Here is a 25,832-nt window from a genome sequence, read left to right on the forward strand (position 1 = left end):
TTTTCTTTCATCAATCCTATTTGCCCAAAAGGGCTTTGCGGAACTCTGTCGGTGACTGGCCGCACATTTTTTTGAATACCTTGCTGAAATAATTCGGTTCATGATAGCCTACCTCAAAGGTGATTTCTTTCAGGCTCTTCCCAGAATCAGCCATCAGCTTCTTTGCTTTTTCAATGCGGCATTCTGTCAGGAAGTCGATATAGTTTACCCCAAGCTTTTCTTTGAACATTTTACTGATGTAAATTGGGCTGAGTCCCACTTTCCTTCCCAGTGCTTCAAGAGAAATATCCTCATGGGAATGTTCGGTAATATAGTGTTTCAGCTGCTGGATGGTGTCCGCTTCCAGACGATCGTAATGCTCCTTATACGATTTTTTCATTAATCTCATCAGTTGTTCGGTTTCCGTGCGCAATTGGCGGAAATCCCGGGTTTGATAAGCAAAAAACGGCACGGGAGCTTCAGACCCAATTTCACTCATTACCCGTGAAGCAATCCAGAGCATCTGCAGCACACGCTGCTGAGCTTGAACAACCCCTTCTCTTTCTCTTTCACACCGCTGGATCATCTCCATTACACTAAGACTGACTTGATCCCATTTGCCAAGCCTGACCTGATCGAAAAACAGTTTTTCCCGCTCTTTAGTCAGCTGCAGATCTTCTCCGTTACTGAGAGCCGGCACATCGGAATAAAATCGGTATTTAACAGGAAGAGTGGAGTCCATGGTGGCAATGAGAGATTCCTGATAGGATTGACGAATGGTCTGCAATGATCCGCAAACGTTCCCAATCCCTATGAACCAGCCTTCTAAAGAAGCCTTTTTCGGAAGGGACAGGATTTCACCCGCAATGGATATCGCCTGGGAGCGGAATGATTGCTGCTTTTCCCGAAAAACAATGATCGGCAGCTGACGGCCATATAGGGCACCTACCCATGCATTGCCAGCTTGCCTTACCTTCTCTTTTACCGGGCTATAAAGATGTTCATGTCCTTCAGGCAGCAGGATGCTCATAACAAATTGTTCATCGGTTGAAGGGATTTCGAGCATTTCAACCAGCATATCCAAATGAACTTCATGAACGTGGTCGAACAGCAGCTGTGTTACGACGTCCGTCTCAATCACCGGAATGGCCTTTTGCAGCGCATCCTTTTGAAGCTTCGTCAATGCGCGGAATTTCCGCTCTTCTTCAATCTCTTCAAGCACCTTCCCAACTGTTGCCTCAATTTCAGTGATCTTGCTCGGTTTCAGCAGATAGTCCTTGACCCCTAGCTTTATCGCCTGGCGGGCATAATCGAAAGTATCGAATGCGGTAATCATGATAAATTTAATATCGGGATCATCTTCACTGATCAGCTTAATCGCTTCAAGGCCGTTCATCCCCGGCATTTGAATGTCCATCATAATTAAGTCAGGATGAAGCTCTTTAGCCATTTGAACAGCCATCTTTCCATTTTTCGCCTGGCTGATTTCAACGTCCGGAAATGCCTTCTGCAAAATCACTTCCAGCCCTTCCCTTTCAATTTGCTCATCATCCGCGATCAGGAGTTTTGTCATGCTGCCCCCCTCCTATCTTTTGGTATTTTCATCACCACTTTTGTTCCGTCTGCACTGCTTTCGATACTCATGATATCTTCATATCCATAAAAAAGCCGGAGGCGCCTGACGACATTAGTAAATCCGATGCCTGTTGTTTTTCCATCCGTTTGGATAAATTGCCCTTGAAGAATCTGTTTAATTTTGGATTCCTCAATGCCGGGACCATCGTCTTCCACCTCTATGATCACACAGTCTTTCCCGTCCTGAATGCGAAACCAAATGACTCCGCCTTCTTCCCTTGGTTCAACTGCATAGTTAACAGCATTTTCAATGATCGGCTGCAATGTAAGCCCAGGGATGTCTACTTGGAGACAGGATTCATCAATTGACATCTTTAACTGCAGGCGATCTGTAAATCTGGCTTTTTGAATATCCATATACTGCTGCAGTACCATCACTTCTTCCCTGAGTGTGACAGGCCGATCAAGCCTTTTTAAGTTATAGCGCAGCAGGCCGGCAACACTCACCAGCAAATCGCTGGTTTCATGAGAGCCTTCCAGGTAGGCTTTTTTTGAAAGAGTATTAAGTGTGTTAAATAGAAAATGGGGATTGATCTGGCTCTGCAGATTCAATAGCTGACTTTCCTTCAGCAGCAGCTTGCTTTCCTGCAGCTCATGCTCCAGCTGTGCTTTGTGCTGTATCTCTGATATCAGATTATTGATATTAATACGCATACGATCAAAGGTCTGGGCAAGGAAGGCAATTTCATCATTTGAATCGACCTTTATCGGCAGGTGAAATCTTCCCCTTGATAACTCATTCGCAGCTTGAGTCAGCTTCTGTACAGGCTTCGTAATGCTTAATGAAAAACCATAGGTTAAAAGCATCAAGAGGCAGGTGATCATCAGCATAACCCAAATCCCGAGCTTCTTAATTTCCCCGGATTGTTCAATGATTCCCCTGTAAAAGCGTTCATAGGTATTCAGTTCACTATCAATTAACGTAAGCGTCATCTCGGAGATATACATCGAGATGCGTGTAGCTTCGGCAAACTCTTTAGCGGAATCCTCCTTCTCATGTTCATTAAAGAATAGAAGAGAGCGGTCTGCCGTCTCTGCCAGACTATCAATCAGATTTATATAATTAGTCAAAGCAAACTCATTTTCCGAATTTCGAAGATATAAAATTTCCTTTTTCACTTTTTCCATACTTTTCTTGCTATTGTTCAGTTTTTCCAAGTTTTCCGAAGTTGGTGTGATAAAGTAGTTATTCAAATCTGCGATTACCTGCTGGCTGGTTCTTGTTACCTCGTTCATCCTGAGGTATCGCTGAAGAATGTCGTTATACTGATTCTGAGTCTTCTGATTATAATAGGTAAGTGTGATCCAAATGGCTGCCATAATCAATAGAATGACCGTTGTGAGTGTCCAGATCTTCTTATGAATTTTATTCATTGCTCTTCCATCGCCTTTAATATCCTGATATCGGTAAGATAGCCGTCAGATTTCAGCGGCACTTCTTCATCTTTAAGCCATTTTAAGATCAGCTCAGCACTGAGGCTTCCCATTTTCTCAGGAGATTGTTCAATGATTCCATCGAGCTTTCCCTGATTAAGTAAAGAAAGTGAATCCGGACCATCATCGAATGAATAGATGTAATAAGGCTCTATCTGTGATCGCCTGCCAATCTCCTGAATCATCGCTTCGGCTATGTTGGCTTTAATCGCTATAAAACTATCAGTATCCGGATTTAGATTCAGCATGTTCTGGGTGGAAGCAATAATTTCCTCCCTGACATCCGTCGTTTCAGCATAGACGGTCCGTATGCCGGGATAATCCTTCAGGACATCATGAATGCCGTTTAAGCGCTGCTGCAAATAATACTCTTTATGCTTGTCGCCCATGAGAATGACTTTTCCCTCATGGCCCATGTCGTCGATAAGCTGCTCTGCAATTAACTGCCCGGCCAGATATTGATCCGAACCGACATATGTTTTTCTCAGGCTTTCAGCTTTGGGGACATCATTGGCCACGGTAATAATCGGAATGCCATAAAAAGGCGCTTTTATTTTAACTAAATCTTTAAATTCCGGGGTGTCCAGACCCTGAACGATAATACCGTCCACTTTCGACTGAATCGCGATCTCCAGCTTCTTCAGAAAATCCTCCTGGTTCTTTCCATAGCTTCCCCAGACTTCAAGGCTTGCTCCATCCTTCCGCGCCTGTTCTTTTGCTGCAATGCCAGCCTTGTCCCAGAAAGGAGTGTCTAATTCCTGGGTAATCAGGACCAGCCGGTATTTCATATCCTGTCCATCTGCAGCAGCAGGAAGATCCTCCCCTGATGTAAGCGCTTTCTTTGTGAGTGCTAATGTAAAATAACCAAGGACGAGACATGTGATGCAAATTATTAAAATACTTATTTTACGCAAGGGTCGTATCTCCGTTTCCATAGTATAAATGGCTGAATATTTTTATCATATCACCTTTTTAACCCCTATAGAATACCCGGGATGAAAGGAGGATGATAAGCTGCTGGAACATACAGCTGGGGCACCCTAATTCGACGGATGCCCCAAATCATTCTGTCCTGCTATGAATCCAGGAAACTGAAAATCTATCCTCTCTTCTTCCGGGTCATGACATCAAAAATTACAGCCCCGGCCAAAACGCCTCCACGGATCATATACTGTAGAGAAACTCCGACACCGAGAAGATTCATGCCGCTTGATAAGGAAGCCATAACCACAGCTCCGATAATAGCACCGGTGATTTTCCCTACGCCCCCCGCAGAAGAAACCCCTCCGACATAAGCAGCTGCAATGGCATCAAGTTCAAATAAAGTCCCTGCTGTAGTGGTCGCTGATTGAAGCCGCGAAGTAAATAATATACCTGAAAGCGCCGCCAGCATTCCCATTGAACCGAATACAATATAAGTAATTTTATTTACATTGATTCCGCTTAAATGTGCAGCTTCCGGATTGCTTCCGACTGCATATACATGCCTGCCAAGCACCGTTTTTGTTGTCAGAAAGTGATAAATTACAACGACCAGAAGCATAATGACCACTGTCCAGGAAAACCCGTTGTATCCTGCAAGGATCCAGGTAATATAGGAAATAATAGCAGAAACAAACACTAACTTTAGTATGAAAATCCCATTTGATACTACCTCAAACTGATATTTAATTTTATTTTTACGGGTGGAAATTTCACTGTATATATACATTAATATAGCTAATAACCCCAGTATCAGCGTAAGCAGGTGAAGCCCATTCACTTGCATGAGGGAAGGGATGAACCCGTTTCCGATTGCGTTAAATCCGTCATCCTTGATGATAATGGTCCCTGTTTTCTCCGTTACCTGAAGAAGCGCTCCCCTAAAGATCAGCATTCCTGCAAGAGTAGCCACGAAAGAGGGGATACCGAATTTTGCAACCAGGAGCCCGTTGAACAGCCCGACAACAATGCCAAGCACCAGGATAATCGGGATGGTGATATAAAAAGGGATTCCCATTCCAGTTAATAAAATCGCTGCAATAGCTCCCAAAAAGCCGGCGACGAATCCGACTGAGAGGTCAATATGCCGAATCACGATCACAAGTGTCATCCCCACTGCCAGAACAGCGATATACCCTGTCGAATCCAGCAGATTACTGATATTCCGTGAAGACATAAATAGCCCGTCAGTCATAATGGTGAAGGTAAGCATAATAACAAATAAGGCAATGTACATGCCATAGTCACGGATATTATCTTTAAATAGCGTTTTTGCTTCGTTAATAAATTCCATTAGTTTAACCTCCTATTGCGTAGCAAGCTGCATAATGCTTTCCTGATTTGCTTCCTCAATCGACAGCTCGCCTTTTATTTGTCCTTCCGCCATGACATAGACACGATCGCTCATCCCCAGGACTTCACCCAGTTCTGAAGAAATCATTATGATACTCATGCCTTCCTCAATCAATTTATTCATAATCGTATAAATTTCGAATTTAGCCCCGACATCAATGCCCCGCGTCGGCTCGTCCAGAATCAGCAATCTCGGTCCGACAAAAAGCCATTTGCCCAGCGACACTTTCTGCTGATTCCCCCGCTCAAGTTGCCGACAACCTGTTCAAGGGAAGATGCTTTAATGTACATGGACTTTTTATATTCCGTTGTTTCCTTTACTTCTTCGTTATCGTTAATTACTCCATTGACAGCAATACGATTAAGGTTAGCTGCAGAGATGTTGTTTTTAATATCCTGTATTAAAAACAGCCCATCCCCTTTCCGGTCTTCCGTCACGTACGCAATCCCCGACCTGATGGCGTCACTCGGATGCTTCAGCGTTTTAGGAACGCCATCCACCAATAGCTCGCCTTGTAATTTATATGATTTTGGATTTCCGAAAATACTCAGGGCAAGTTCTGTCCTGCCTGACCCCATCAAGCCCGCAATCCCGACGATTTCTCCTTTCTTAACATGGAAATTAACATCTTTTACAACCTGCCTGCCCAGATGCACTGCATACGCAGACCAATCTCGAAGCTCAAGGACAGGATCGCCAAATGTTTTGTTCGGCCTCTTCGGATAGATATCTTCAATCTCCCTGCCGACCATGTTTTTAATAATGACATTTTCAGAGATTTCGCCTTTTGCTGCGTCCAGGGTACAAATGGTTTGGCCATCACGAAGCACCGTCGCCTTGTCTGCAATGGAGATGACTTCTTTCAGTTTATGGGAGATCATGATGCAGGTAATTCCCTGCTCTTTCAGCTCACCTAACAGATCCAGCAGATTTTCGCTGTCATCTTCATTCAGTGCTGCAGTCGGCTCATCGAGGATAAGGAGTTTCACGTCCTTGCTTAATGCTTTTGCAATTTCGACTAATTGCTGTTTGCCAACGCTCAGATCTTTAACAAGAGTTTCAGGATTCACATCAAGCTTAACTTTATCCAGCATTTTTTTAGCTTCAGCAATCGTCCGGTTCCAATCGACAATTCCGCCTTGCTTAATTTCATTGCCCGCAAAAATATTTTCATAGACTGTCAGATCAGGAAATAAGGCAAGCTCCTGATAGATAATGACGATTCCTGCTTTTACGCTGTCGCTGATTGTATTGAATTGCTGCACAGTGCCCTCAAATACAATATCCCCCTGATAGGTGCCATAAGGATAAACACCGCTGAGTACTTTCATCAAAGTGGATTTGCCCGCTCCATTTTCACCAATTAAACAGTGAATTTCGCCTTTTCCCACCTTGAAATTGACATTGCTGAGCGCTTTAACACCTGTGAATTCCTTGGAAATCCCGTGCATTTCCAAAATATTTTCGCTCATTATGACTCCCTCCTTAGCCAAAAAGCTATTCAGAAGGAGAAATAGTGATAGACGCCTCTATCACTATTTCTCGTCCATTATTAATTAAAGCCCTGTAAATTCATCTGCTTTATAGTATTCAGAATCAATCAGTTCTTTCTTCACGTTGTCTTTGTCGACAACAATTACATCTGTTTGCTTCGCTTTCACTTCAATCTTCCCGTTATCGTAAGAACCTGTTGTCTCAGGGTCTTTGTCTTCAAGGATTTCAATAGCCATGCCCATTGCATCTTTTACAAGAGTACGAACATCCTTGAATACTGTCATGGATTGCTTTTCATCAATCACATACTGAATGGAAGCTTTCTCAGCATCCTGACCTGTTACAAGGTAGCTGGATACTGCGCTGTCTGTTCCAAAAACATCTGCAATGGAACGCGCAGTTCCGTCGTTCGGAGCAAGAATAGCCACATCGCCCTTCATATCGTCAGAAGCAGCTGTCAAATGCGTTTGAGCTTTGTTCTTCGCTTCGTTTGGATCCCAGTTTGTTGTCACCTGGCCAATAATTTTGCTCAGCTGGTCACGGGACAGATCAGCTGTATCTTTCAAAGCTTCGGCTTCGCTTGAGTTAGCAATCTTGAATGTGCCATCTGCAACCTTAGGCTGAAGCACACTCCATGCTCCCTGGAAGAATAAGAAAGCATTGTTATCAGAAGCTGCGCCGGCGTATAGGTACAGAGGCACGTCCTTGCCCTTTGCGTTGTCGATCAGGTATTGCGCCTGAGCAGCTCCTACAGCAAGGCTGTCAAATGTTACATAATAATCAATTGCATCTGTGTTCGTAATTAAACGATCATAAGAAATGACTTTTACACCATCTTTTTTTGCTGCTTCAACCGCTGCAGCAGCTGCATCTCCATCCTGCGGACAGATAATCAGCACATCAATTCCTTTGTTCAGCAAAGTCTCAACATTTTCTTTTTCCTTAGCTGAAGATCCCTGGCTAAACAAAATTTCAGTTGTATATTCTGTTCCTTTTAACGCGTCTTTAAATCTTTGCTCATCCTGAACCCATCTTGGTTCATCCTTCGTTGGCAATACAATTCCCACACTTACTTCACTGCTGCCGCCACCAGTGCCCTGGCTGCATCCTGCTGCAATAATGGCAAAAATCATCAGCATTAGAGAAATGACTTTCCATTTTCTTTTCATTCTTTTCCCCCTTATAATGGATAAAAATTACTTGCCTACAAGAAAATTATATCTTTATTACTAGTTGATGAAAGCGTTATCACTAGCACTCTTTTAATATTATCTGTAAATTTTTATTCTTCCAATTAATCATGGATTCCGCTGGTTATCCTTATGGATACTGACTGGCGGATCTTTCTTTCCAGACGAAGGCTCCCTTCGTCCGCCGAATTCTTTCAGACAAAAAAATGGCAGCCTTCAAAGGCCGCCTGTGTAAAAAGGCCCCCACGAGAGCCTTTTGCCATATTAAGATTTCAGCCTTCCAACCAGTGTCTGCAGCTGTTCAGCTCTCAAGCTAAGATGTTCGGCAAATGCAGCAATTTCTTCTATAGAAGATAACTATTCTTCAGATGATGCAGCCACATTTTGCGACGCTGCAGATGATTCCTTTGATATCATAGCTATATTTTTTCGTCTGCTCGGCACACAAAAAATGCGCTAATCCAAAGATCAGCGCATTTATATTTATAAAGCTTCACCCTCCGTTTGTTTCTTACCCGGAGCAAACCACCCAAGCAGTGCAATGGCCACCAGTACGCCATAGAAGACGATTGTCCAGCCTGTACTATGAGGAAAATGATGATCAAGGACACCAATATCCTCATGGGCAAGTGTGATAACAGCAAGCTTGACACCAACCCAGGCGACAATCGCATAAGCCGTTGTTTCCAATGCGGGCCGTTTGCCAAGCAGCTTCACAAACCAGGTTGCCGCGAACTTGATCAGGATCAGTCCGGCAATCCCGCCTAAAACGACGACAATAAACTGGCCTCCATCCATGCCGCCGAAATCATCAAGCGGTGAATCCGGCAGTCCAAGTGCCAGTGCAACAGCCGCAAGAATCGAATCGATGGCAAAGGCAAGATCCGCTAATGCAATCTTTCCTACAGTAGGCCAAAATCCTTTCCCGGCTGCGTCTTTCTTCACATCCTCGCGAATATTTTTATTTTCTTTACCGAACTTGGCCTTAATCACATGTTTTAAGCCAAGGTACAATAGATAGGCCGCTCCAATGGCCTGTATCTGCCAGACGTTTGCAATAAAAGATATGGCAAACAGCGCACCAAATCGGAAAACAAATGCCATAATGATTCCATAATTGATTGCCCTTTTCTTCTCATCTTCCGGTAAATGCTTGGCAATGACTGCCAGAACAAGGGCATTGTCCGCCGACAGCAATCCTTCCAGTCCAATTAATATCAATAACGCCCAGGCATACTCGAGCCAAATAGACTCCATCCGCGACACTCCTTTCATCAGCAGCATGTTCTTTGTTGATAAGTATAGATTCCCCAAAAATGCGGCAGGAAACCTTAAAAATATATAATAAAATGGCGCCCTATTTTCAGGACGCCATTCGCAAAAACTAATTATTAAAATCAAAAAGCCCCGGCGCATGCTCATTCGGCATATCAGGCATTTCAGGAACTGGATAGCCTTTTGGCGGTTCTACCACAGCAAGGTCTCCGCCATTCCTGCTTGGAGTGGTCCCCTGGAAAACCTCACCGATTCGGGTATCATCCAGCCTGAATTTAAATTGTGCATCCCTTCACCGTTCTAAATAAACAGGCGGCTGCACCTTTCTGCAAAAAAAGATGCCGTCATAATGCTTTTGAGGATAAATGGAAATCGGCAGCTGTCCCATCATCCCGGCCTCAAGGAGCTGCCATCTTCGCTTCATCCAATTGCGCTCCGGCAGTCCTTTATCACATAAAGGCACAAAGCTGTCATGCCGGCAAGCCTTCATAAGCAAACTTTCCAAATGCTTATTTTTGGAGGCGTCAATGTAAAAACGAACCCTTAGGAGGGAAGCAAACTCACCCTCTCCTGCATAAAACCCTAGTGAATAAACTTTATCACTATATCCGCTGCTCGACAGGAGCTGTCCGACAGTCGAAATTCCCAAAAGGCTTGAAGTCAGTGTTTTGCTTTTTCTAATATGAAAATTATGTGCCCAGACAATGACCTTTTCACCCTTGAAATGCTCTTCTAATAACCACTGCAGATTGCTGAACATATTTGTTCCCCGCATGACACCAGATGTCATCCAGCTTTTTGTATTGATTTCCAGCCACTTCAGCCGATTTTTCAGCCCTTGTTCAATAACCTTCAGGATCTCTTCTCTTTCCAGATCAGCTTCACTCACCCTGCTTGCAAAAAGCTCCAGGCACAATTGGTATAAACCCATGCACATTCGTATCTTTTCTATGACCACTTTTGGTATTTTGGCCTGTCCTCTAATCTCCTCATCGATTTCAAAGAATACGGTTTCTGCCCGATTGATTGAAGAAATCATTTCTTCGTCAGCGTGGAGTTTGAGCCAGTCCAGCATACGATGAGAGACCTGCTGATATGCAGGCTGAATATCCATTCCTGCAATATGAAGGCCATCTGCCCAGGACTCCTGGAATAAAGGAAGCATCTCTTCGTTATGAAAAATATCAAGAAGACTGTGCTGAATCTGTTCTTTAACAGGCAGGTCTTTCAGCAATCTTCTGCTTAATACCGCTTCAAGCAAGCCACTCTCCAATACAACAGCATTAAATCCATGGACTTCATGCAAATACTTAATCATCTTCACTTTGGTTTTATAAAAATCTCCGATCCCATGGCTGCTCTCTCCCAGCAGCACAATCCTTTTCCCCTCAACATATCGATCCATACAGGAGAAATCTTGTGGATCTGTTATTTCACAGCTCTTGCCGGCTATTTGATCTATCCAGAGTGATTTTGTTTTTCGAGTTATGAAGTTCATTAACAAGCCTCCAACTTGTGTCCAAATATGACTATACCTATTAATACGTTTTGGAAATAAATTGGTTTCACCTATTCATATACTTGGCAAAAGGAGCCTTCGAAAAGGTAAAATATATTGATACCATTCGCAAAAGAAACGGGGAGACTATTAAAAAACTGCTGAGGTTGGCTTTAATAGTCGGCGGAGTCATCTTGTTGAATAGCGGCGGAGGCCATTAATGTGAGGGGTTATGTATTCTTAACCATTTCAATCGCTGGGGAGATCTTTGCCACTGCCCCGCTCAAATTGTCGGATGGATTAACCGTGCTGCTTCCGACTGCAGGAGACGTGTTCGGCTATGTACTTTCATTTTATTGCTTATCATTATGTATTATAAACGTTCCATTAAGCCTGGCTTATGCCATTTGGTCTGGGGCATGAACTGCTTTAACAGCTTTGATAGGCGCCATTATTTGGGAAGAAGCTTTTAACAGCCTTAAGATAGTCGGAATTTTGCTGATTATAGGCGGGATCATTCTATTGAATTCATCCCACAGTACAGAAACTGCAAAAGAGCCTTCACACTGAGGCTCTTTTTCACTTCCCATGCTTAATTTATACGTTTACTGCTTTATCTAATATCTTTTAAGGCCCTTAACGTCTTATCCCGTATCTGAACTCGATTGACATAATCCTTTGCAACTAGTTCGGTATAAAGTAAGTCAAAGAGCAGGAAAAGCGGCAAAGTTGGAGAGATGTTCTGCCCCATATGCATACTGCTTTTCCCCATAACGAGAAGGGATAAATCTGCTAACTTGGACAACTCAGATGTTTTATCACTTGTGATGACAAGGATTGATGCTCCTTGCTTCTTGGCCATTTTAATTGCGTCTATGACTTCTTTTGTATTTCCAGAAACAGATATTCCAATGATAAGGCTGCTGTCTGAACATAATGCAGCATCCATCACGGCTTGATGGGGGTCAGTAATCGATTCAACCTGAATCCCAATCCGGAAAAACTTCCATTTGAACTCCTGTGCTGCAATTCCTGAGTTGCCAATGCCGTATACATGCACTTTCTTTGCATCAGTTAAAAGTGAAACGGCTTGCTGAATATCTAAATAAGTCATTTTCCGAAAAGTCGTTTCGATAATCTCCAAATGATTCTGATAGAGATTGGAAAAATAATCAATCTCCTTGATATCACTGGACACAGTCGGTTTGTTCTTTAAATCAATATATCTTTTTAATTCATGCTTAAATTCATTAAAACCTGAAAAAGAGATTTTCTGACAAAAACGGGTGATTGTAGCAGGGGAAATATGAATTTTTTTAGCAATTTGATTAATCGACAATTGGCTGATTTCATCCGGATTTTCGATTATATACTTTGCCAATTCCGACTCAGAGCTTGTGAATTTTTCCATGGTGCATGCTATTCCATGCAGAAGGTTCTCACCGAGATACTCCATATTCTTTCTCCTCTTTTAGATAATCCATATGTCCATTATACAAGATGATAACCTTATTTTTGTTCTAAGGACAAAAAACTATGAAATACCCGTAACTAGCTCTAATAAAGCAAAAAGCTGAAAATAACCCAGTCTAGAGCCTGGGTTATTTTCAGCCGAACCTACTTTTGCAAAGCATCAACAAATCTCTTCGTGATAATCTGCGGTCTGGTAATCGCCCCGCCTACCACAACCGAGTGAACATTAAAATTTAGTACGGACCGGGCAATTTCCGGTGTTGAAACATTGCCTTCTGCCAACACTTTTGCGTGACTCACTTCTTTTACAATTTGCTTGATCACAGCATACTCATGATCATCGATTTTCAATCCTTTTGTCTCTTCTGTATATCCGTATAATGTGGGTGCCACAATATCAAACCCCAGCTTATCAGCAAAAATGGCTTCTTCCACTGAAGAGACATCTGCCATCAGCAGAATATGAGGATACTTTGATCTAACTTCCTGATAAAATACTTCCAGACTCTTTCCATCCGGACGGATCCGGTTCGTTGCATCTGTAGCAATGATTTCAGCACCCGTATCAGCTATAGCATCTATCTCTTTCAAGGTTGGTGTAATAAAGACAGGATGGTCGTTATATACCTGTTTGATGATGCCGATCACCGGAAGATCGACTTGTTTTTTTATTTCCCGAATATCAGAGACGGAGTTAGCCCGGATGCCAACGGCCCCTCCCTCCTTTGCAGCCAGTGCCATACGTCCCATAATGAAGGAGCTATGAAGCGGTTCTCCTTCTAAAGCCTGGCAGGATACAATTAATCCGTTTTTAATCTGTCCGAGCACTTGATGCATTTAAAACACGTCCTTATTATTTATTACTGACCTAAATACTCTTCTACTTCGTTTTTTACTATGGTGACTTGAGGTCCATAAATAATTTGTACACCCGTACCCTTTTTCACAATTCCTTTTGATCCAGTTTGTTTAATGATATTGTCTTTTACCAGGGAATCATCTTTAACAGTTACCCGGAGACGCGTCGCGCAGCAATCAACAATATCAATATTATTTGTTCCGCCCAATCCTTCTACAATTGTTTTGGCACGGTCTGTAGCTGAAACTTGCTCTGCTGCCTGTTCTTCGTCTTCTCGTCCAAGAACTTTGAAGTTCTTTTTTCTGATTAAGAATTTAAAGGTAAAGTAGTATAGGAAGAACCATGGAATACCCACCATCAACACATATGGCCAATTTGTTTTATCGGCACCTTGAAGAATTCCAAATAAAATGAAATCGATGAATCCTCCTGAGAAGGTTTGACCGACAGTAATATTGAAAATGTCTGCCATCATAAAAGCAAAACCATCGAAAATAGCATGCACTAAATACAGAAGAGGTGCCACGAACAAGAAGCTAAATTCAAGCGGTTCTGTGATACCAGTCAGGAATGATGTCAACGCTGCTGAAAGCAAAATACCTGCTACCACTTTTCTGTTTTTCTTTTTAGAGCAATGGTAGATGGCCAATGCAGCTCCCGGCAGGCCAAACATCATAGTAATAAAACGGCCTGACATGAACCTTGATACGCCTTCATAATATTGCTCAGTCGAAGGGTCACCAAGCTGGGCAAAAAAGATATTCTGTGTACCGCTGACCAGTTTCCCACCAATCTCCAGCGTTCCGCCCAGAGCCGTTTGCCAGAATGGCAGATAGAAAATATGATGCAACCCCAACGGTCCGAGCATACGCAAAATAAATCCGTAAAATAGAGTTCCGATTTCACCGGTGCCTGTAACCACCGACCCCAGACCATTGATCATAGCCTGGAAATATGGCCATATTATAAATAGAATCACTCCTGCAAAAATCGAAGCAAATGAAACGACAATAGGAATAAAGCGAGATCCTCCAAAGAATCCTAACACTTGAGGCAGCTGAATTTTATTGTATTTATTATGCAGGGCAGCAGCTGTTATCCCGACGATAATCCCGCCAAATACCCCCGTTTCCAAAGTCTGAATCCCAACAGCCATTCCTTGACCGGCTCCTGCCAAATTATCCTTCACCAAGTCTCCGGTTAATGAAAGCAGTGCACTAATGGTGCTGTTCATAACAAAATAACCTATCATGGCTGCCAATCCAGCCGTTGCTTTATCTGAACGTGCTAAACCGATCGCTACCCCTACCGCAAATATGATCGGCAAGTTGGCAAATACAATCGAACCTGCCGCACTCATAATTGTAAAAATAGCCTGTAGCCAGCTAATATCTAAAAACGGATAAGCTGAAACCGTATTCGGGTTAGACAGCGCTCCGCCAATTCCTAATAACAGACCTGCTGCCGGCAAAACGGCTATTGGCAGCATAAATGATTTACCAAATTGCTGTGCCTTTTCAAAAGCTTTTTTCATTGATACTGACCCCCTTTATCTTGATGAGAAGCTTTACTGCTTTATCCTTCTATCCGTATCATATATTCACAGCTACAGCAGTTCAATGAGATTGAAACCGTTTTCAATCCTTTTCATCTTTCTCCCAATAATGCTGAAAATACGTTCATCTTAGATCAGATGTCTACTTTTCTTTCATTCTTGGTAATAGAATAATAATTACGTGAATTTTTATCCTCTGAAATAATTGGGGCTCTTTTAAGAATTAGTCCATTGAAACAAAAAAATATTTCTTTTGATGGATGATCATCGATCTGGCTGAAAAAGGGAATCTAAGGATTATTGGACTAGCAGTTAGAGCAGCCATAATTTTACCGCAGAAAGCTTGTCTGTGAACTAGAAGAAAAATAGAATGGGGATTACTTTGAGAGTAACTGCTGCCGCTCAGACATAGAGCATTATCAGCTAGGCTATATTGACATTAATGGAAAGTAACCCTCCAAAAAGAAATTTCACATATAACTTTTTATTCAAGAGTTTGCATGGTTTATAAAATAGAATGAACCCTGACCCGCCAAATCATATGATGAGCCCCTTTACCCCAATAATTCTTTAACAGATATTCCGGTTCACCAAACTTCTTTTTCCAGATCTTTTGTGATTGTTTATAGCCCGAATCCAGACAGAACTCTTCCACACCCTTATTCTTTAGAGTCACATACATCTCATTTAGCAATTGATTGCAAATGCCTGAATTTTGATAGTCAGGATGCACAAATACTGTACCCACTTCATAAAGACCCTTAAGTGCCCCTTCCGTACTTTTGTTTATAAGCTCACTTGCCGGGCCGTATTCCATAGTGCCGATGATTTTATCACCAGCTAAAGCAATTAAAAAAAATCTATCTTGACCGCCGCTTATCAGATCGCGATGCAGATAGCTATTCTTGGCTTCTATCTCTTCTTCCATGTCTTCCTGCAGATCCCCTATACCTTCTTTATGAAATGTATCGGTAATCACTGTCCTGAAGAAATGATTCAGCTCTGCCATATCCGCTGCCTTTGGTCTTCCTATCAGAACTCTAAGCATTTTACACTCTCCCTTTCCTTTAACTTGCCTGGCATAATCAAAATGCCCCCTAAATTAAGGGGGCACTCTATGCAGATGAACATACTGAATTTAATAGGCCGAATGTCCTTTTGAAATGAATCATCAGTCACCGCCGCCTCCGCAGCTGCCTCCTCCATCTCCTCCGAAACTATCACAGTTATCCGAGCTGCTGCTGTAATCTCCTATATAATGATGGGAGGAGGAATCCCCGCTATCATAAGTACGTTTTGATGTTTTGGAACCACTAATACCAATCACGATAATAAGAAGCAAAACCATAATAATTATTCCTGACATGTCCATCACCCCTTATTTTTATATACGGATGAGGGTTTGGTTGGTTTCAGAAAATTTACAATATTTTTCCCTTTATTAAATTCCAGCAAGCATTGCCGAAAAAACTAGTAAGATGCTTTTGATTAAATAGAAAATGAGGATTTTAAAATGAAAGAAATACTGGTCTACAGATATGAAGATGTCATTCACGCCCCCATTGATCTGGTTTTTAAATACGTGGATGATGATGAAAAAATAAAGCTTTGGAATACCATGCTGATCGAAAATATTTATGACAATGAGGAAAATAAACCAGTCCCGGAGCCTGGGACTAAGTTTGTCACCGTTCAGAAACTGGATAAAAAAATCATCAAAATTGATTCCGAGCTGATCGAATATGAGGCTCCCTATAAAGTGGTTATGCACTCCCATTCCAAAGAAGGATTAAGCATTTCAAGGTACCTCTTATCAAGGGAGCATGACGGGACGCGCCTGATTGTAGAAGCAAGCCTGATTCCGAGCAGCCTCTTTTATAAGCTGACAACCAAAGTTTTAGGCTGGACGGCTAAATTTGTGTTTGAAGAGCAATACCAGAACTTGAAGAAATATGTTGAGAATGAAGCGGAAGATGATTGAAAAAAGGTGTCCTCAAACGGGACACCTTTTACCTATTTACTCTTCCTTTTCAACCCATTTATCATCATCATTCTTCTCATATTTCTTCTTCACTGCACTCCAGGCCACCTTAAAGGCCGTTTCTTCTTCGTCATACTCTTCACTTGCAGAATTAAACGCTTCCTTAAAGATTTCCTGGGCGTGATGCGGAAGATTGTCTTTAACGGAGTCTGGCAGATCGCTTAGTTTATCGTATGGCATTTTCGTTTCCTCCCCTGCACAAGTACTTATATGTATTTTTCCTGATTATGTTTGTTTTAAACACAGACAAGAATACCCCTTATACAGAAAAGCTAATCGGCTGCCCGTCCATCGCTTAAATCCAATCTTTCACATAAGCCACTAATCCGATCACAGAACCAATTGCTGCGCCAAAAAGTACATAATAACGGGTTTGGAGCTGCGCGAGCTTTTTCGTCAACCTAATCCCTCCTGAACTTTGTTTCCAGATTCTACGTTTTTTTCTGGAAAAGGTTTCAATTTTACCATAAAATATTCTAATCCTGAATCGGCAGCACCGTCGAATCTTTTATTTCCCTCAGCGCAAGGCTGGTCTGTATTTTCGTAATCCCCAATTCATTCAGCTTCCTGATGAACATCTCCAGCCCCTTGCGATCCTTGCACGCCACTTTCAATAGATAATCATACTCCCCTGTTAAACAATGACATTCTAAAACTTCCTTCATGGATTCCAGCGTCCTTTCAAGAGATGCCAGTTTTTCCGCCTGGTGCATATTGGTGCTCATAAACACGAAGCATAATAAATCAAAGCCCAGCTTCTCATGGCTTAGAATAGCGACATGCTCCTGGATATACCCTTCCGCTTCCAGCCTCTTAATTCTCGCATGCACAGCCGGAGCCGAAAGATTCACCCTTTTCGACAGTTCCAGGTTGCTAATCCGCGCATCCTTTTGAAGCAAATCCAAGATTTTTATATCCAGGTGATCCAGTACCCTACTTACAATCGATTCCACTGTCCATCCACCCTTTTCAATTATTCCAAATCCTTTTCAAATCACATGCCAAAACTGAATTTTTTATATTAATAATCTAATATACTTTTAATTATTTTGAATTAACTTTATTATACAAAATTATCTTTTGTTTAATATAAAAAATGTTAAAATTATTCATATAAACAATGTCATTGTGCACAATGGCTCTGAAAAGGGGCTAAATGACGTGAAATATTATCTTCTCCTTTTATTAACAAGCTTACTTTGGGGCGGAAATTTTATTGTTGGAAAAACGCTTGTGGACCACGCATCTCCTACTACCTTAACCATTTTAAGATGGACCATCGCCATTATCTGTCTCGTCCCTCTTGTCTGGCATAAAGAGAAACGGCTGCTGCCGCCTAAAAAAGCCTTTCTGCCATTATTTCTGATGGGCATCACAGGGGTAGCTTTATTTCAGGCACTGCAATTCATGGCACTGGAAAAAACATCGGCCACCAGCGTTGGCTTAATCTCTACATTAAATATGTTTTCCATTGCTGGCTTCTCTTTCATTTTTCTAAAGGAAAAAATAAACACACTGCAGCTCATGTCCATGTTCGTTTCATTGTTTGGCGTCCTGCTGGTCCTTTCAAAAGGCAGCCTGGAAATGCTGGTCTTACTGCAGTTTAATATCGGAGATCTTTATATGATAGCTGCAGTCGGCATGTGGGGAATCTATTCAGTCTGCAGCAAATGGGCCATGTCTTTCGTTTCACCAATGATGTCCATTCTTTACTCAGGCATATTTGGCCTCCTGGTGCTCCTGCCATTTGGAACTGCTGATTTCACTGTTACAGATGTCACTGCTTCCTTTCTTTTATCCATTCTGTATACAGGACTAATTTCAACAGTCCTATGCATGGTGCTCTGGAACATAGGGATCAGCCAGCTTGGAGCAAGCACTTCAGGCCTGTTCCTAAACTTTAATCCGATTTTCACAGCCCTCTTAGCTTTTATCTTCTTGGGAGAGGTCATGAACTGGATACAAGCCACCGGAAGCATCATTGTCATTGCGGGTTGTTTCTTATTCTCGGCACTTAAAACCAGGCCAGGAAAAACACCAAGAAAAATTCCTGCACCAGTGTTCAAGAGCGGGACAGAGGGACAGGTTCCTCGTACCAGTTGAAAATTGGGGACAGAATACCTGTCCCCTTGTCCCACATTTTAATGAGGAATTGAATGCATGGCTAAATAAATAGCCATAAATAAACTCAGCCCGCACAGCAAAATCAAACTCGCATAAAAAACCTTTCTCCAAAATTCGCCTATGTAATAGATGCTTACTAGAAAATAATAAATTAATGCACATCCAAAAATAAACAGAAGAAATTCTTTTGTTTCTTCCTTTGATGGCAGTGGGGTCGTCACATTTGTTAAAGCCATACCACCGAAAATAAATAGGCCTATGCCATATAATAAATTTTTCAGGCTTACTTCTTTTTTATCATTTTTAGTTTTCAAGATTCCTCCTCCCCTCAATTAATGGTACGAATTCCCAAAGATAAAGTTTCACCCAATGTTACTTTTCTGCATTTCTCTAACAGACATAGCATATAAATTAGCAGACTTATTAACTCTAATATTTATATATCTAATAAGGGGGTGCTGAACGCGATGCAGTTTGCACCCCTAATTAATATTTTCTTGGGTTAACATGTTTGCAGAATTTCTTAATACAATTCCTTTAGAGGTGATAAAAAGTGCCAAGAGTACAATATACCGACAGCGATGTGGCTTTAATGGCAAGGATGATGAGAGCAGAGGCAGAAGGTGAAGGAAAACTGGGGATGCTGATGGTTGGGAATGTAATCGTCAACCGCCGAAAAGCGAATTGCCTCGATTTTGAAGGCTTAAGGACCATCCGGCAAGTCATTTTCCAGGTGCAGGGAGGAAATTATTCTTTTGAAGCTGTACAAAAAGGGAATGTCTTTTACAACAGGGCACGAGGTGTGGAAAAGAGATTGGCCAAACAAACCTTAGACTTTTGGAGACAGCACCCTTCCAAGTTTGCTCTATGGTATTTCAATCCGTACGCTGCATGTCCGCCAACATGGTACGATCAGCCGTTCTCCGGACAGTTCAAACAGCATTGCTATTATGAGCCAAAGGCAAATACATGTGAAGGCGCATATATTTGGTAACATGACCCCCACCTATTGTGGGGGTATTAGTTAATTCCTATCTGTTTTTTCAAGGGCATCTGAATAATAATTATCTATAACCAGCATGGGTTCCTGTATAGATTTCAGGATCTTTTCTATATCGACAGACTCCTTTTCTGCCTCCTTGCTGACATTTCGATACACAGAAATAACTGCATCCATTTTTTCTTTTTCTTCATCACTTATCTGATATGACCGGTTCTCCAGAAACCTATTAGTCATGCCATCTATAAACATATCAACGCGAAACAAGCTGTATTGAAGCAAATTCCAGTCATCGATCTCATCCTCCATATGCAAAGTGGACATACGGGACAAATAGGAGTAAATACTCCTGCTCTCACTGCTCACAACCCTCCATGTGTCAAACAACTCCGCATTCCTGTCATCTTCTTGTTCAATAGGTATCCTTGTGAATTCCTCCAGCCTGTAAGCCAGATTATCTCCAATTGCAGATATTGACCGCAAATGCTGATAATTACGTTCCTGACTTTGCTTCATATGATTTCTGTAACCGAGATTTATAAAAGTGCTATATACTATATAGGACAATAATAAGGTTATTATAATTCTCTTTAAATACTTTTTCGTATTCCTCTTCTTCATGGAATCCTCCCCTGTAACTACTCCTTCACAAAAAAAGCCGCCCTCTGGCAGCTGAACTAATTGGCAAAATTCATTAACACTGCTCCCCAATAAAGAAAACTCATAGTCAGAAAAACGAATGCAAATGTAGCTATTGCTTTTGGCAATTTACCATATGTATAGATCAATGCACACCCCATTACAATATGGATAATAGGAAAAGGATTAAGTCCATTTTTCCACCTCTTTCCTAATGGTATCATCTTTAGAAGTGGTAAGTAAACCCAAAATACAAATCTGAAAAGGCTGTGATTTAACAGCCAATAAAATTCCCTCTTATTTCTTTACACACTCTTCTTCAGGCTTCATGTAAACCTGCTTCCACCCCTCATTTCCCGATTTACGGAATTGGGCGATCTCTATGTCGGTCCCATTGGTTAAAACCGCAAATATAATGCAATAATCAGCTTCGTCTTTACCATGAAAATAAATACTCTTAATGTATTCATTTCTAATCGCTGGGTAAATATGCTGTATTAAATGGCACCAATGTCCATACTTCACCTCAACAACCGCTTCCCCATCATGATTCCATCCATGATAAGGCGCACACAGAAAATCCTCCTCTATTCTGCTCATCTCGGAAATCCGAAAACCCTCCTGTTCCTTTACAAGACTGATAAAGCCATAAGAATATCCGAAGTACTCAGCTTTCTTGCCTTCAGCCCCTTCAATTGTTTCAATTTCATAAAAGAATCTAATACCCCGCTTTCTATCCGGAACTCGGCATAGCTTTATTAAACTTGTATGCCCGATCCCGGAAAACGTTTGAACATACCCTTCATAGCTTAATTTATTCTGGTATTCCTGAGACAATAAGTTATAAGCAATTGGAAATGGAAGTTTTGCCTGGCCTATAGTGCCGCACCCTCTGCCGTATATATTTTCAGCTTCCCGTAAAATACTGAAGTAGTTGAGAACCGTGTCTTCAGGGGTTAAGGTTAATTGAGGAGGAACCTTGATTTGGTCGGGAGTTTTGTCATAGAAGGGAGCAAAGAAATCCCAGTTGCTAAACCTTAGATTTAACGCTCTTAAGCAGGACGGGCGGAAATATTTTTGATGATAGGCTTCTATATCTTTTTGGTTTAGTCTAAACATATTCATCACCCCAGTTTCAGTTTATGGGTGATGGATGGATTGGTGTATAGTCATATTCTTGGGGTTCCAAGTAATTCATGAGTTTCGGACAAACATAGGAAAACCTTCTAGTCCCATCAAATTCCTCAAACATCCATAAGATACACGCCACCCATTAACACAATCCAGATGAGAACTGGCAAACATAATGATTTCAAAGCATTGCTCCAGCCGCCGATTTGTTTACGGCGTAAAAGGTTGTCCGTAACAAAAAATAATACAGCTGCAGCTAAACTTAATCCAAGCAAAATTAATCCAAAAAGCAAGTGAAGGAATAATGAAATATAGAATTCCAATTTCCTGTTTGTTTTGTTGGAAATAAAAATGGCTATGTAATCACTAATGAGAGAAGTTACTGTGCCATAAACCAAAATGACTGGGAAGCTGTACAGAAGATAGAAGGGAATGGACATAGTAGCTCCCTGAAAATACTCACCAGCTGAATTAACTTCTCCGGCAAACGGATCCGCTGCAATCAGACCTAACATAACGGAGAACAAAGACCCTGTTATAGATGCAGCTATTATTTTTCTTGCAAACATTTGACTGATACTGTATTTGATACGAAATCATTCCCCAATAAGAAATTGTAAAAACGCATGGATAATACATGCGACCTTTTCACCAAGTGTAAAAAGCAACAAAGACAATAAAAAATGAAGCAGCAAAATTTAGAACCCCATACTGCTTTCTGCCTTTCATAAACTCATCCGTCCCTATCACCATCACAAACAAGCTTAACAAAAACAAATTAAGGGGCATCCACTCAAAGCTTTTAGTAATTAACATATAAAGTGCTAACGGAATAATAACAACAGACAAAACTATTCGTAATATTTTTATCAAAGGTTATCCTCCTACTCCGCTACAAAAATTTTTAAATACCTTCCTATACATATTAAAAACCAATATTCATCTTCCTTCAAATAAAATGGAAATTTTTATAGAATTTTTATATCACTTTATGATATATTACTTTTAGATATATCATAAAGTGATATAAAGTAGGTGCTGGAATGAAATCTTTAGAACAGTTAACTGATTCCGTCTTTTATATTATGGCCGCCTTTACTGAGCCACGGCATGGCTATGCAGTGATGAGCCTTGTTGAAAAGATAACACATGGCGAGGTGAATATTGGTCCGGCGTCTCTATATACGATAATCAAAAAGCTGATCAAACAGGAGTATGTAGAGCTATTCGATGATACCACTTCGAGGAGGAAAGTTTACGTACTGACAGAAAAGGGCCGTGAAATTCTTCGAACTGACATTGAAAGGAGAAAAACGATGGTGCACTTTGCGGAAGATGGATTAAATAAAGGGAGAGAGTACAATGAAGAAGACATATAAAATTTCAAATGGACTCGCTTTTTTTGAACAAAAGGATTTACAGATGCTGAGGGAAAAAGCTGCAGAAGGGTGGATGGCAGAATCCTTTAAAGGCGGCCTGTATACATTTACGAAGTCCACCCCGGAAGATGTGATATTCAGTATCGACTATTATGAATTAACACCAGAAGACGAAGAGGAATACTATGAATTATTTGCATCTTCCGGCTGGAAACATGTCTGCTCACATACAGGAATTCATCTGTTTAAAGCAGCTCCCGGCACACCGCCTATTTATAGTGATGCCGCATCTAAAACAGATCAGGTAAAACGATCATCTAAACCCGTATACATAGTAACTATTGCTGTCTTCCTGTTTACGATTATTACTCTTGCATTCATGAAATTGACAGAGGGATCCCTCCATCTGGCAGGCAAAATAGGATTCTTTATCTCTATTGTTTTCTTTATCCCGATGCTTATGACATCCATGGCGATCTTCATACAGCTGTTAAAAGCACAAAAACTCAGCAAAAACTAAAGGAGAGTTTTCAATGAGTAAAATTTTTACACCTTTTCATACGTGCTTATTAGGCATTGCTCTCTTAATGGGCTTCTCTTTTACTTCCCATGCAGATAAATCCTTCTCCATTGGGTTAGTGGCCGGAAGTGCTTTTATCGTTCTCTTTATCCATGAACTCGGCCATGTCATTGGCGGAAAGCTTGCAGGCTACAGATTTTTATTTTTGACAGTCGGGCCTGTCACAATCGAAAAGAACCCTGCTTTAAAAATAGTACCAAACCAAAGCTGGATTGCCTTTGGTGGATTGGCCAGCTGTTTGCCTTCTGAAATTGACTTAACGAAAATGGTTAAGAAGCACAAATGGTTCGTTGCAGGCGGTCCTCTTTTTACTTTACTTGCATTTATAATCAGTCTATTCTATTGGTCTGTAACAAAGGCCGAGATGGCTATGATGCTTACAGCATTGAACTTGGCCATTTTTTTCACAACCGCCATCCCCTTTAAAGGGACGTTTAACTCGGATGGCAGTGTTTTTCTGCTTCTGCATAAAGGCGGCAAAAAGGCAGAGACCTATCTCGCCGGGCTTATCTTATTAAAAGAAATGATGTCACCGCGAAGCCCAAGCGACTGGGATGAACAGTTAATCCAGGAAGCATATAAAACAGAAGCTTCACCCGAGGCCATGACAACCGCATTCCTGCTATTCTACTACCACCTCATGAATGGCAATTATGAGCAAGCCTCAGAGTCAATTGCAGCATTCAAAGAACTTCCTATAAATCGCAAAACAAAATTCCGTCTGCAGTTTGCTTCACATATCCGGCAAATCGACTCATTCCTGTCACCAGAACCCGATCTTACTTTAATAAAAAACCTGCATAAACAGATGTCGGCAATAGATAAGGTCAGCTACAAAAGAAGCGAAGCCATTTTGGCTTATTTAATCGGAAATACAGAAAAGGCATATTCACTTCTTGATGACGTGATGAGGACCTGCAGACAAGGAAGTACACAATACGGTTATTTCCACGCAGAACTAATGCTTACAGGGATAGTCAGAAAACGTATGGACAGCCCTACTGCAAAAGAATGCCGGATAATATAAATATAAAAAAGTGCCTGCACCCACCTGCTGATAAGCAGACTGACACAGGCACTTCCCTGAATTTATTTAGGCTCTTTTCGTATAAATTGTTGTTTTTCGCTTATCAATGTTGTCCGTTGATTTCCGCTCCAGGTTGCTCGCTTTCCACGGGGCGGGCGGTGAGCCTCCTCGACGCTGCGCGTCTGTGGGGTCTCACCTGTCCCGCTACTCCCGTAGGAGTCTCGCACCTTCCACTACAATCAACTCAGTAAATATAATATAAATAGCAACAAACTTTGCGAAAACAGCCTTTATTTAACACCTTTCACAAGCTCTCTCATTGAGTTCAGCTTCGAGGTCAATTCAAAGAACCATTTTTCATCTCCAGTGGAAAGAGCAAGATCAATGAGAAAATGAATTTGTTCCTTGTTGGCCACTTTTGCCGCCGGCATTTTCTTAACCTGCTTGCTCTGCAACGGAATGATTTTGCCTTCAATGGTTTTATTATCACTCGAAATCACCTTTGTCTTAATAATTCCTTCTTCAAGGTTCTCGATATAGCCAATGATCAGTTCCCCTTCTCGGGATTTCCCCTTAATCCAATCTCCCGTTTTTAAAATGGCTTTATGGTTGGCCATCATTCAATTCACCTTCTTCGAAGAGTTTTTTGAAACTGTAACATTTTTTATTACATTTAAGCTACTGAAAGCCTGAAAGCTCCCAATTATTTTTCTTTATGGATGAGATCGACAATATCTTTTAAGGTATAGTGCTTCAAATATTCACCCAAATGTTCCTCTGCACCTAAAAAGATGCTGATCAGAACTCTTTGCATATTCGCCCCCACTACACACGCTTCATTTGAATCCGGACACTTCGGCTGAAGGGCACCTTCAGATGTAATCTTATAAATATCCCAAAGATTCACTTCACTTAAGTCCCGGGCAAAAATAAATCCGCCACCCGTTCCCTCTTTTGATTTAATAAATCCATGTTTTTTTAATAAACTCAGGACTTTTCGGATGCGGACCGGATGGACACCTGCACTTTCAGAAATCGCATCGCTCGTTGACATGCGATCCAGCTGCAGAGCGAGATAAGTTAGACTGTGAATGGCAAGAGTAAAATCGCTATTCATGGCCGGCCTCCTATATTTTCTGCTGTCATACTGTAATGTTAAGTTTTACAGATTAGCTTGTCAAGAA

The 25,832-nt window shown here is 41.5% G+C and carries 28 protein-coding genes and 2 pseudogenes; 7 read left to right on the forward strand and 23 right to left on the reverse strand.

The annotated features are described in order from the left end of the window. Positions 1–16: 16 nt before the first annotated feature. The 9 genes and pseudogenes from LLY41_RS20215 to LLY41_RS20255 all read right to left on the reverse strand — a co-directional run bounded on the left by LLY41_RS20215 (position 17) and on the right by LLY41_RS20255 (position 10,840). Positions 17–1,552, reverse strand: a complete 1,536-nt coding sequence (locus LLY41_RS20215; protein WP_304586419.1) for a response regulator — start codon at positions 1,550–1,552, stop codon at positions 17–19. Beyond that, positions 1,549–2,988 (reverse strand): sensor histidine kinase, encoded by a 1,440-nt coding sequence (locus tag LLY41_RS20220; RefSeq protein ID WP_304586420.1) that lies wholly within the window; start codon positions 2,986–2,988, stop codon positions 1,549–1,551. Before LLY41_RS20220 ends, LLY41_RS20215 begins: the two co-directional genes overlap by 4 nt. Continuing rightward, positions 2,985–3,962 carry a sugar ABC transporter substrate-binding protein gene (locus LLY41_RS20225; protein WP_304586421.1) on the reverse strand — a complete coding sequence of 326 codons (978 nt, stop codon included), beginning with the start codon at positions 3,960–3,962 and terminating at the stop codon, positions 2,985–2,987. Before LLY41_RS20225 ends, LLY41_RS20220 begins: the two co-directional genes overlap by 4 nt. 185 nt (positions 3,963–4,147) lie before the next feature. Next, positions 4,148–5,323, reverse strand: coding sequence for a sugar ABC transporter permease (locus LLY41_RS20230; protein WP_304586422.1), 1,176 nt, complete (start codon positions 5,321–5,323; stop codon positions 4,148–4,150). Between the two features lie 12 nt (positions 5,324–5,335). Next, positions 5,336–6,855: pseudogene (locus LLY41_RS20235) on the reverse strand (ATP-binding cassette domain-containing protein). Positions 6,856–6,939: 84 nt separating this feature from the next. Next, the gene (locus LLY41_RS20240) at positions 6,940–8,046 is read right to left on the reverse strand and encodes a sugar ABC transporter substrate-binding protein (RefSeq protein WP_304586423.1); all 1,107 of its coding nucleotides are present in this window, start codon (positions 8,044–8,046) and stop codon (positions 6,940–6,942) included. 504 nt (positions 8,047–8,550) lie between these two features. After that, complete coding sequence (locus tag LLY41_RS20245; RefSeq protein ID WP_304586424.1) at positions 8,551–9,324, reverse strand: TerC family protein; 774 nt, start codon at positions 9,322–9,324, stop codon at positions 8,551–8,553. 127 nt (positions 9,325–9,451) lie between these two features. Further along, positions 9,452–9,631, reverse strand: a pseudogene (locus LLY41_RS20250) (manganese catalase family protein); the annotation flags it as partial. A gap of 3 nt (positions 9,632–9,634) precedes the next feature. After that, complete coding sequence (locus tag LLY41_RS20255) at positions 9,635–10,840, reverse strand: erythromycin esterase family protein (protein ID WP_304586425.1); 1,206 nt, start codon at positions 10,838–10,840, stop codon at positions 9,635–9,637. Positions 10,841–11,062: 222 nt separating this feature from the next. Here LLY41_RS20255 and LLY41_RS22530 point away from each other — a divergent pair, with 222 nt between their 5' ends. Continuing rightward, entirely contained in the window at positions 11,063–11,263 is a 201-nt protein-coding gene (locus LLY41_RS22530) for a DMT family transporter (RefSeq protein WP_370460161.1), read from the forward strand. Positions 11,264–11,453: 190 nt separating this feature from the next. Here the strand turns inward: LLY41_RS22530 and LLY41_RS20265 are convergent, their stop codons facing one another. From LLY41_RS20265 to LLY41_RS20285, 5 genes are all read right to left on the reverse strand, one after another. Further along, positions 11,454–12,296 (reverse strand): MurR/RpiR family transcriptional regulator, encoded by an 843-nt coding sequence (locus tag LLY41_RS20265; RefSeq protein ID WP_304586426.1) that lies wholly within the window; start codon positions 12,294–12,296, stop codon positions 11,454–11,456. Positions 12,297–12,457: 161 nt separating this feature from the next. After that, the gene (locus LLY41_RS20270; protein WP_304586427.1) at positions 12,458–13,150 is read right to left on the reverse strand and encodes an N-acetylmannosamine-6-phosphate 2-epimerase; all 693 of its coding nucleotides are present in this window, start codon (positions 13,148–13,150) and stop codon (positions 12,458–12,460) included. A gap of 23 nt (positions 13,151–13,173) precedes the next feature. Next, positions 13,174–14,706, reverse strand: coding sequence for a PTS transporter subunit EIIC (locus LLY41_RS20275; protein ID WP_304586428.1), 1,533 nt, complete (start codon positions 14,704–14,706; stop codon positions 13,174–13,176). Between the two features lie 526 nt (positions 14,707–15,232). Beyond that, positions 15,233–15,775: a GNAT family N-acetyltransferase gene (locus tag LLY41_RS20280; RefSeq protein ID WP_304586429.1), complete on the reverse strand. Its 543-nt coding sequence runs from the start codon at positions 15,773–15,775 to the stop codon at positions 15,233–15,235. Positions 15,776–15,898: 123 nt separating this feature from the next. Then, entirely contained in the window at positions 15,899–16,093 is a 195-nt protein-coding gene (locus LLY41_RS20285; protein WP_304586430.1) for a hypothetical protein, read from the reverse strand. 147 nt (positions 16,094–16,240) lie between these two features. Here LLY41_RS20285 and LLY41_RS20290 point away from each other — a divergent pair, with 147 nt between their 5' ends. Beyond that, positions 16,241–16,708, forward strand: a complete 468-nt coding sequence (locus tag LLY41_RS20290; RefSeq protein ID WP_304586431.1) for an SRPBCC domain-containing protein — start codon at positions 16,241–16,243, stop codon at positions 16,706–16,708. 36 nt (positions 16,709–16,744) lie between these two features. Here LLY41_RS20290 and LLY41_RS20295 read toward each other — a convergent pair whose 3' ends face one another. Both LLY41_RS20295 and LLY41_RS20300 read right to left on the reverse strand, forming a co-directional pair. Continuing rightward, a complete protein-coding gene (locus LLY41_RS20295) occupies positions 16,745–16,948 on the reverse strand; it encodes a ChaB family protein (RefSeq protein ID WP_035325486.1) in 204 nt (67 codons plus the stop codon). Positions 16,949–17,244: 296 nt separating this feature from the next. After that, complete coding sequence (locus LLY41_RS20300) at positions 17,245–17,721, reverse strand: Lrp/AsnC family transcriptional regulator (protein WP_095245747.1); 477 nt, start codon at positions 17,719–17,721, stop codon at positions 17,245–17,247. Between the two features lie 208 nt (positions 17,722–17,929). On the opposite strand from LLY41_RS20300, the gene LLY41_RS20305 reads away from it, so the two are divergent. Further along, positions 17,930–18,871, forward strand: a complete 942-nt coding sequence (locus tag LLY41_RS20305) for a DMT family transporter (RefSeq protein ID WP_304586432.1) — start codon at positions 17,930–17,932, stop codon at positions 18,869–18,871. A 38-nt stretch (positions 18,872–18,909) separates the two neighbouring features. Here LLY41_RS20305 and LLY41_RS20310 read toward each other — a convergent pair whose 3' ends face one another. Beyond that, positions 18,910–19,206, reverse strand: a complete 297-nt coding sequence (locus LLY41_RS20310; RefSeq protein WP_304586433.1) for a hypothetical protein — start codon at positions 19,204–19,206, stop codon at positions 18,910–18,912. A 239-nt stretch (positions 19,207–19,445) separates the two neighbouring features. On the opposite strand from LLY41_RS20310, the gene LLY41_RS20315 reads away from it, so the two are divergent. Then, the gene (locus LLY41_RS20315) at positions 19,446–19,886 is read left to right on the forward strand and encodes a cell wall hydrolase (RefSeq protein ID WP_304586434.1); all 441 of its coding nucleotides are present in this window, start codon (positions 19,446–19,448) and stop codon (positions 19,884–19,886) included. 30 nt (positions 19,887–19,916) lie between these two features. Here the strand turns inward: LLY41_RS20315 and LLY41_RS20320 are convergent, their stop codons facing one another. The 4 genes from LLY41_RS20320 to LLY41_RS20335 all read right to left on the reverse strand — a co-directional run bounded on the left by LLY41_RS20320 (position 19,917) and on the right by LLY41_RS20335 (position 22,535). Continuing rightward, positions 19,917–20,513, reverse strand: coding sequence for a hypothetical protein (locus LLY41_RS20320; protein ID WP_304586435.1), 597 nt, complete (start codon positions 20,511–20,513; stop codon positions 19,917–19,919). Positions 20,514–20,828: 315 nt separating this feature from the next. Further along, positions 20,829–21,650: a hypothetical protein gene (locus tag LLY41_RS20325; protein WP_304586436.1), complete on the reverse strand. Its 822-nt coding sequence runs from the start codon at positions 21,648–21,650 to the stop codon at positions 20,829–20,831. A gap of 125 nt (positions 21,651–21,775) precedes the next feature. Then, on the reverse strand, positions 21,776–22,231 hold the full coding sequence (locus LLY41_RS20330; RefSeq protein WP_304586437.1) for a hypothetical protein: 456 nt from the start codon (positions 22,229–22,231) through the stop codon (positions 21,776–21,778). A gap of 79 nt (positions 22,232–22,310) precedes the next feature. After that, positions 22,311–22,535, reverse strand: a complete 225-nt coding sequence (locus tag LLY41_RS20335) for a DUF3953 domain-containing protein (protein ID WP_304586438.1) — start codon at positions 22,533–22,535, stop codon at positions 22,311–22,313. Positions 22,536–22,705: 170 nt separating this feature from the next. Here LLY41_RS20335 and LLY41_RS20340 point away from each other — a divergent pair, with 170 nt between their 5' ends. Genes LLY41_RS20340 through LLY41_RS20350 form a run of 3 tightly spaced genes read left to right on the forward strand, consistent with a single transcriptional unit; the run spans position 22,706 to position 24,648 of the window. Further along, positions 22,706–23,041 carry a PadR family transcriptional regulator gene (locus LLY41_RS20340; protein WP_304586439.1) on the forward strand — a complete coding sequence of 112 codons (336 nt, stop codon included), beginning with the start codon at positions 22,706–22,708 and terminating at the stop codon, positions 23,039–23,041. Further along, positions 23,025–23,561: a DUF2812 domain-containing protein gene (locus tag LLY41_RS20345; RefSeq protein ID WP_304586440.1), complete on the forward strand. Its 537-nt coding sequence runs from the start codon at positions 23,025–23,027 to the stop codon at positions 23,559–23,561. Before LLY41_RS20340 ends, LLY41_RS20345 begins: the two co-directional genes overlap by 17 nt. 13 nt (positions 23,562–23,574) lie before the next feature. After that, positions 23,575–24,648 (forward strand): zinc metalloprotease, encoded by a 1,074-nt coding sequence (locus LLY41_RS20350; RefSeq protein ID WP_304586441.1) that lies wholly within the window; start codon positions 23,575–23,577, stop codon positions 24,646–24,648. 290 nt (positions 24,649–24,938) lie between these two features. Here the strand turns inward: LLY41_RS20350 and LLY41_RS20355 are convergent, their stop codons facing one another. Together LLY41_RS20355 and LLY41_RS20360 are read right to left on the reverse strand one after the other, a co-directional pair. Next, positions 24,939–25,268: an IDEAL domain-containing protein gene (locus LLY41_RS20355; protein WP_304586442.1), complete on the reverse strand. Its 330-nt coding sequence runs from the start codon at positions 25,266–25,268 to the stop codon at positions 24,939–24,941. An 83-nt stretch (positions 25,269–25,351) separates the two neighbouring features. Then, positions 25,352–25,765 carry an RrF2 family transcriptional regulator gene (locus LLY41_RS20360; RefSeq protein WP_035325467.1) on the reverse strand — a complete coding sequence of 138 codons (414 nt, stop codon included), beginning with the start codon at positions 25,763–25,765 and terminating at the stop codon, positions 25,352–25,354. Between the last annotated feature and the right edge of the window lie 67 nt (positions 25,766–25,832).

The organism is Cytobacillus firmus (genome assembly GCF_023612095.1).
Lineage (GTDB): Bacteria > Bacillota > Bacilli > Bacillales > Cytobacillaceae > Cytobacillus.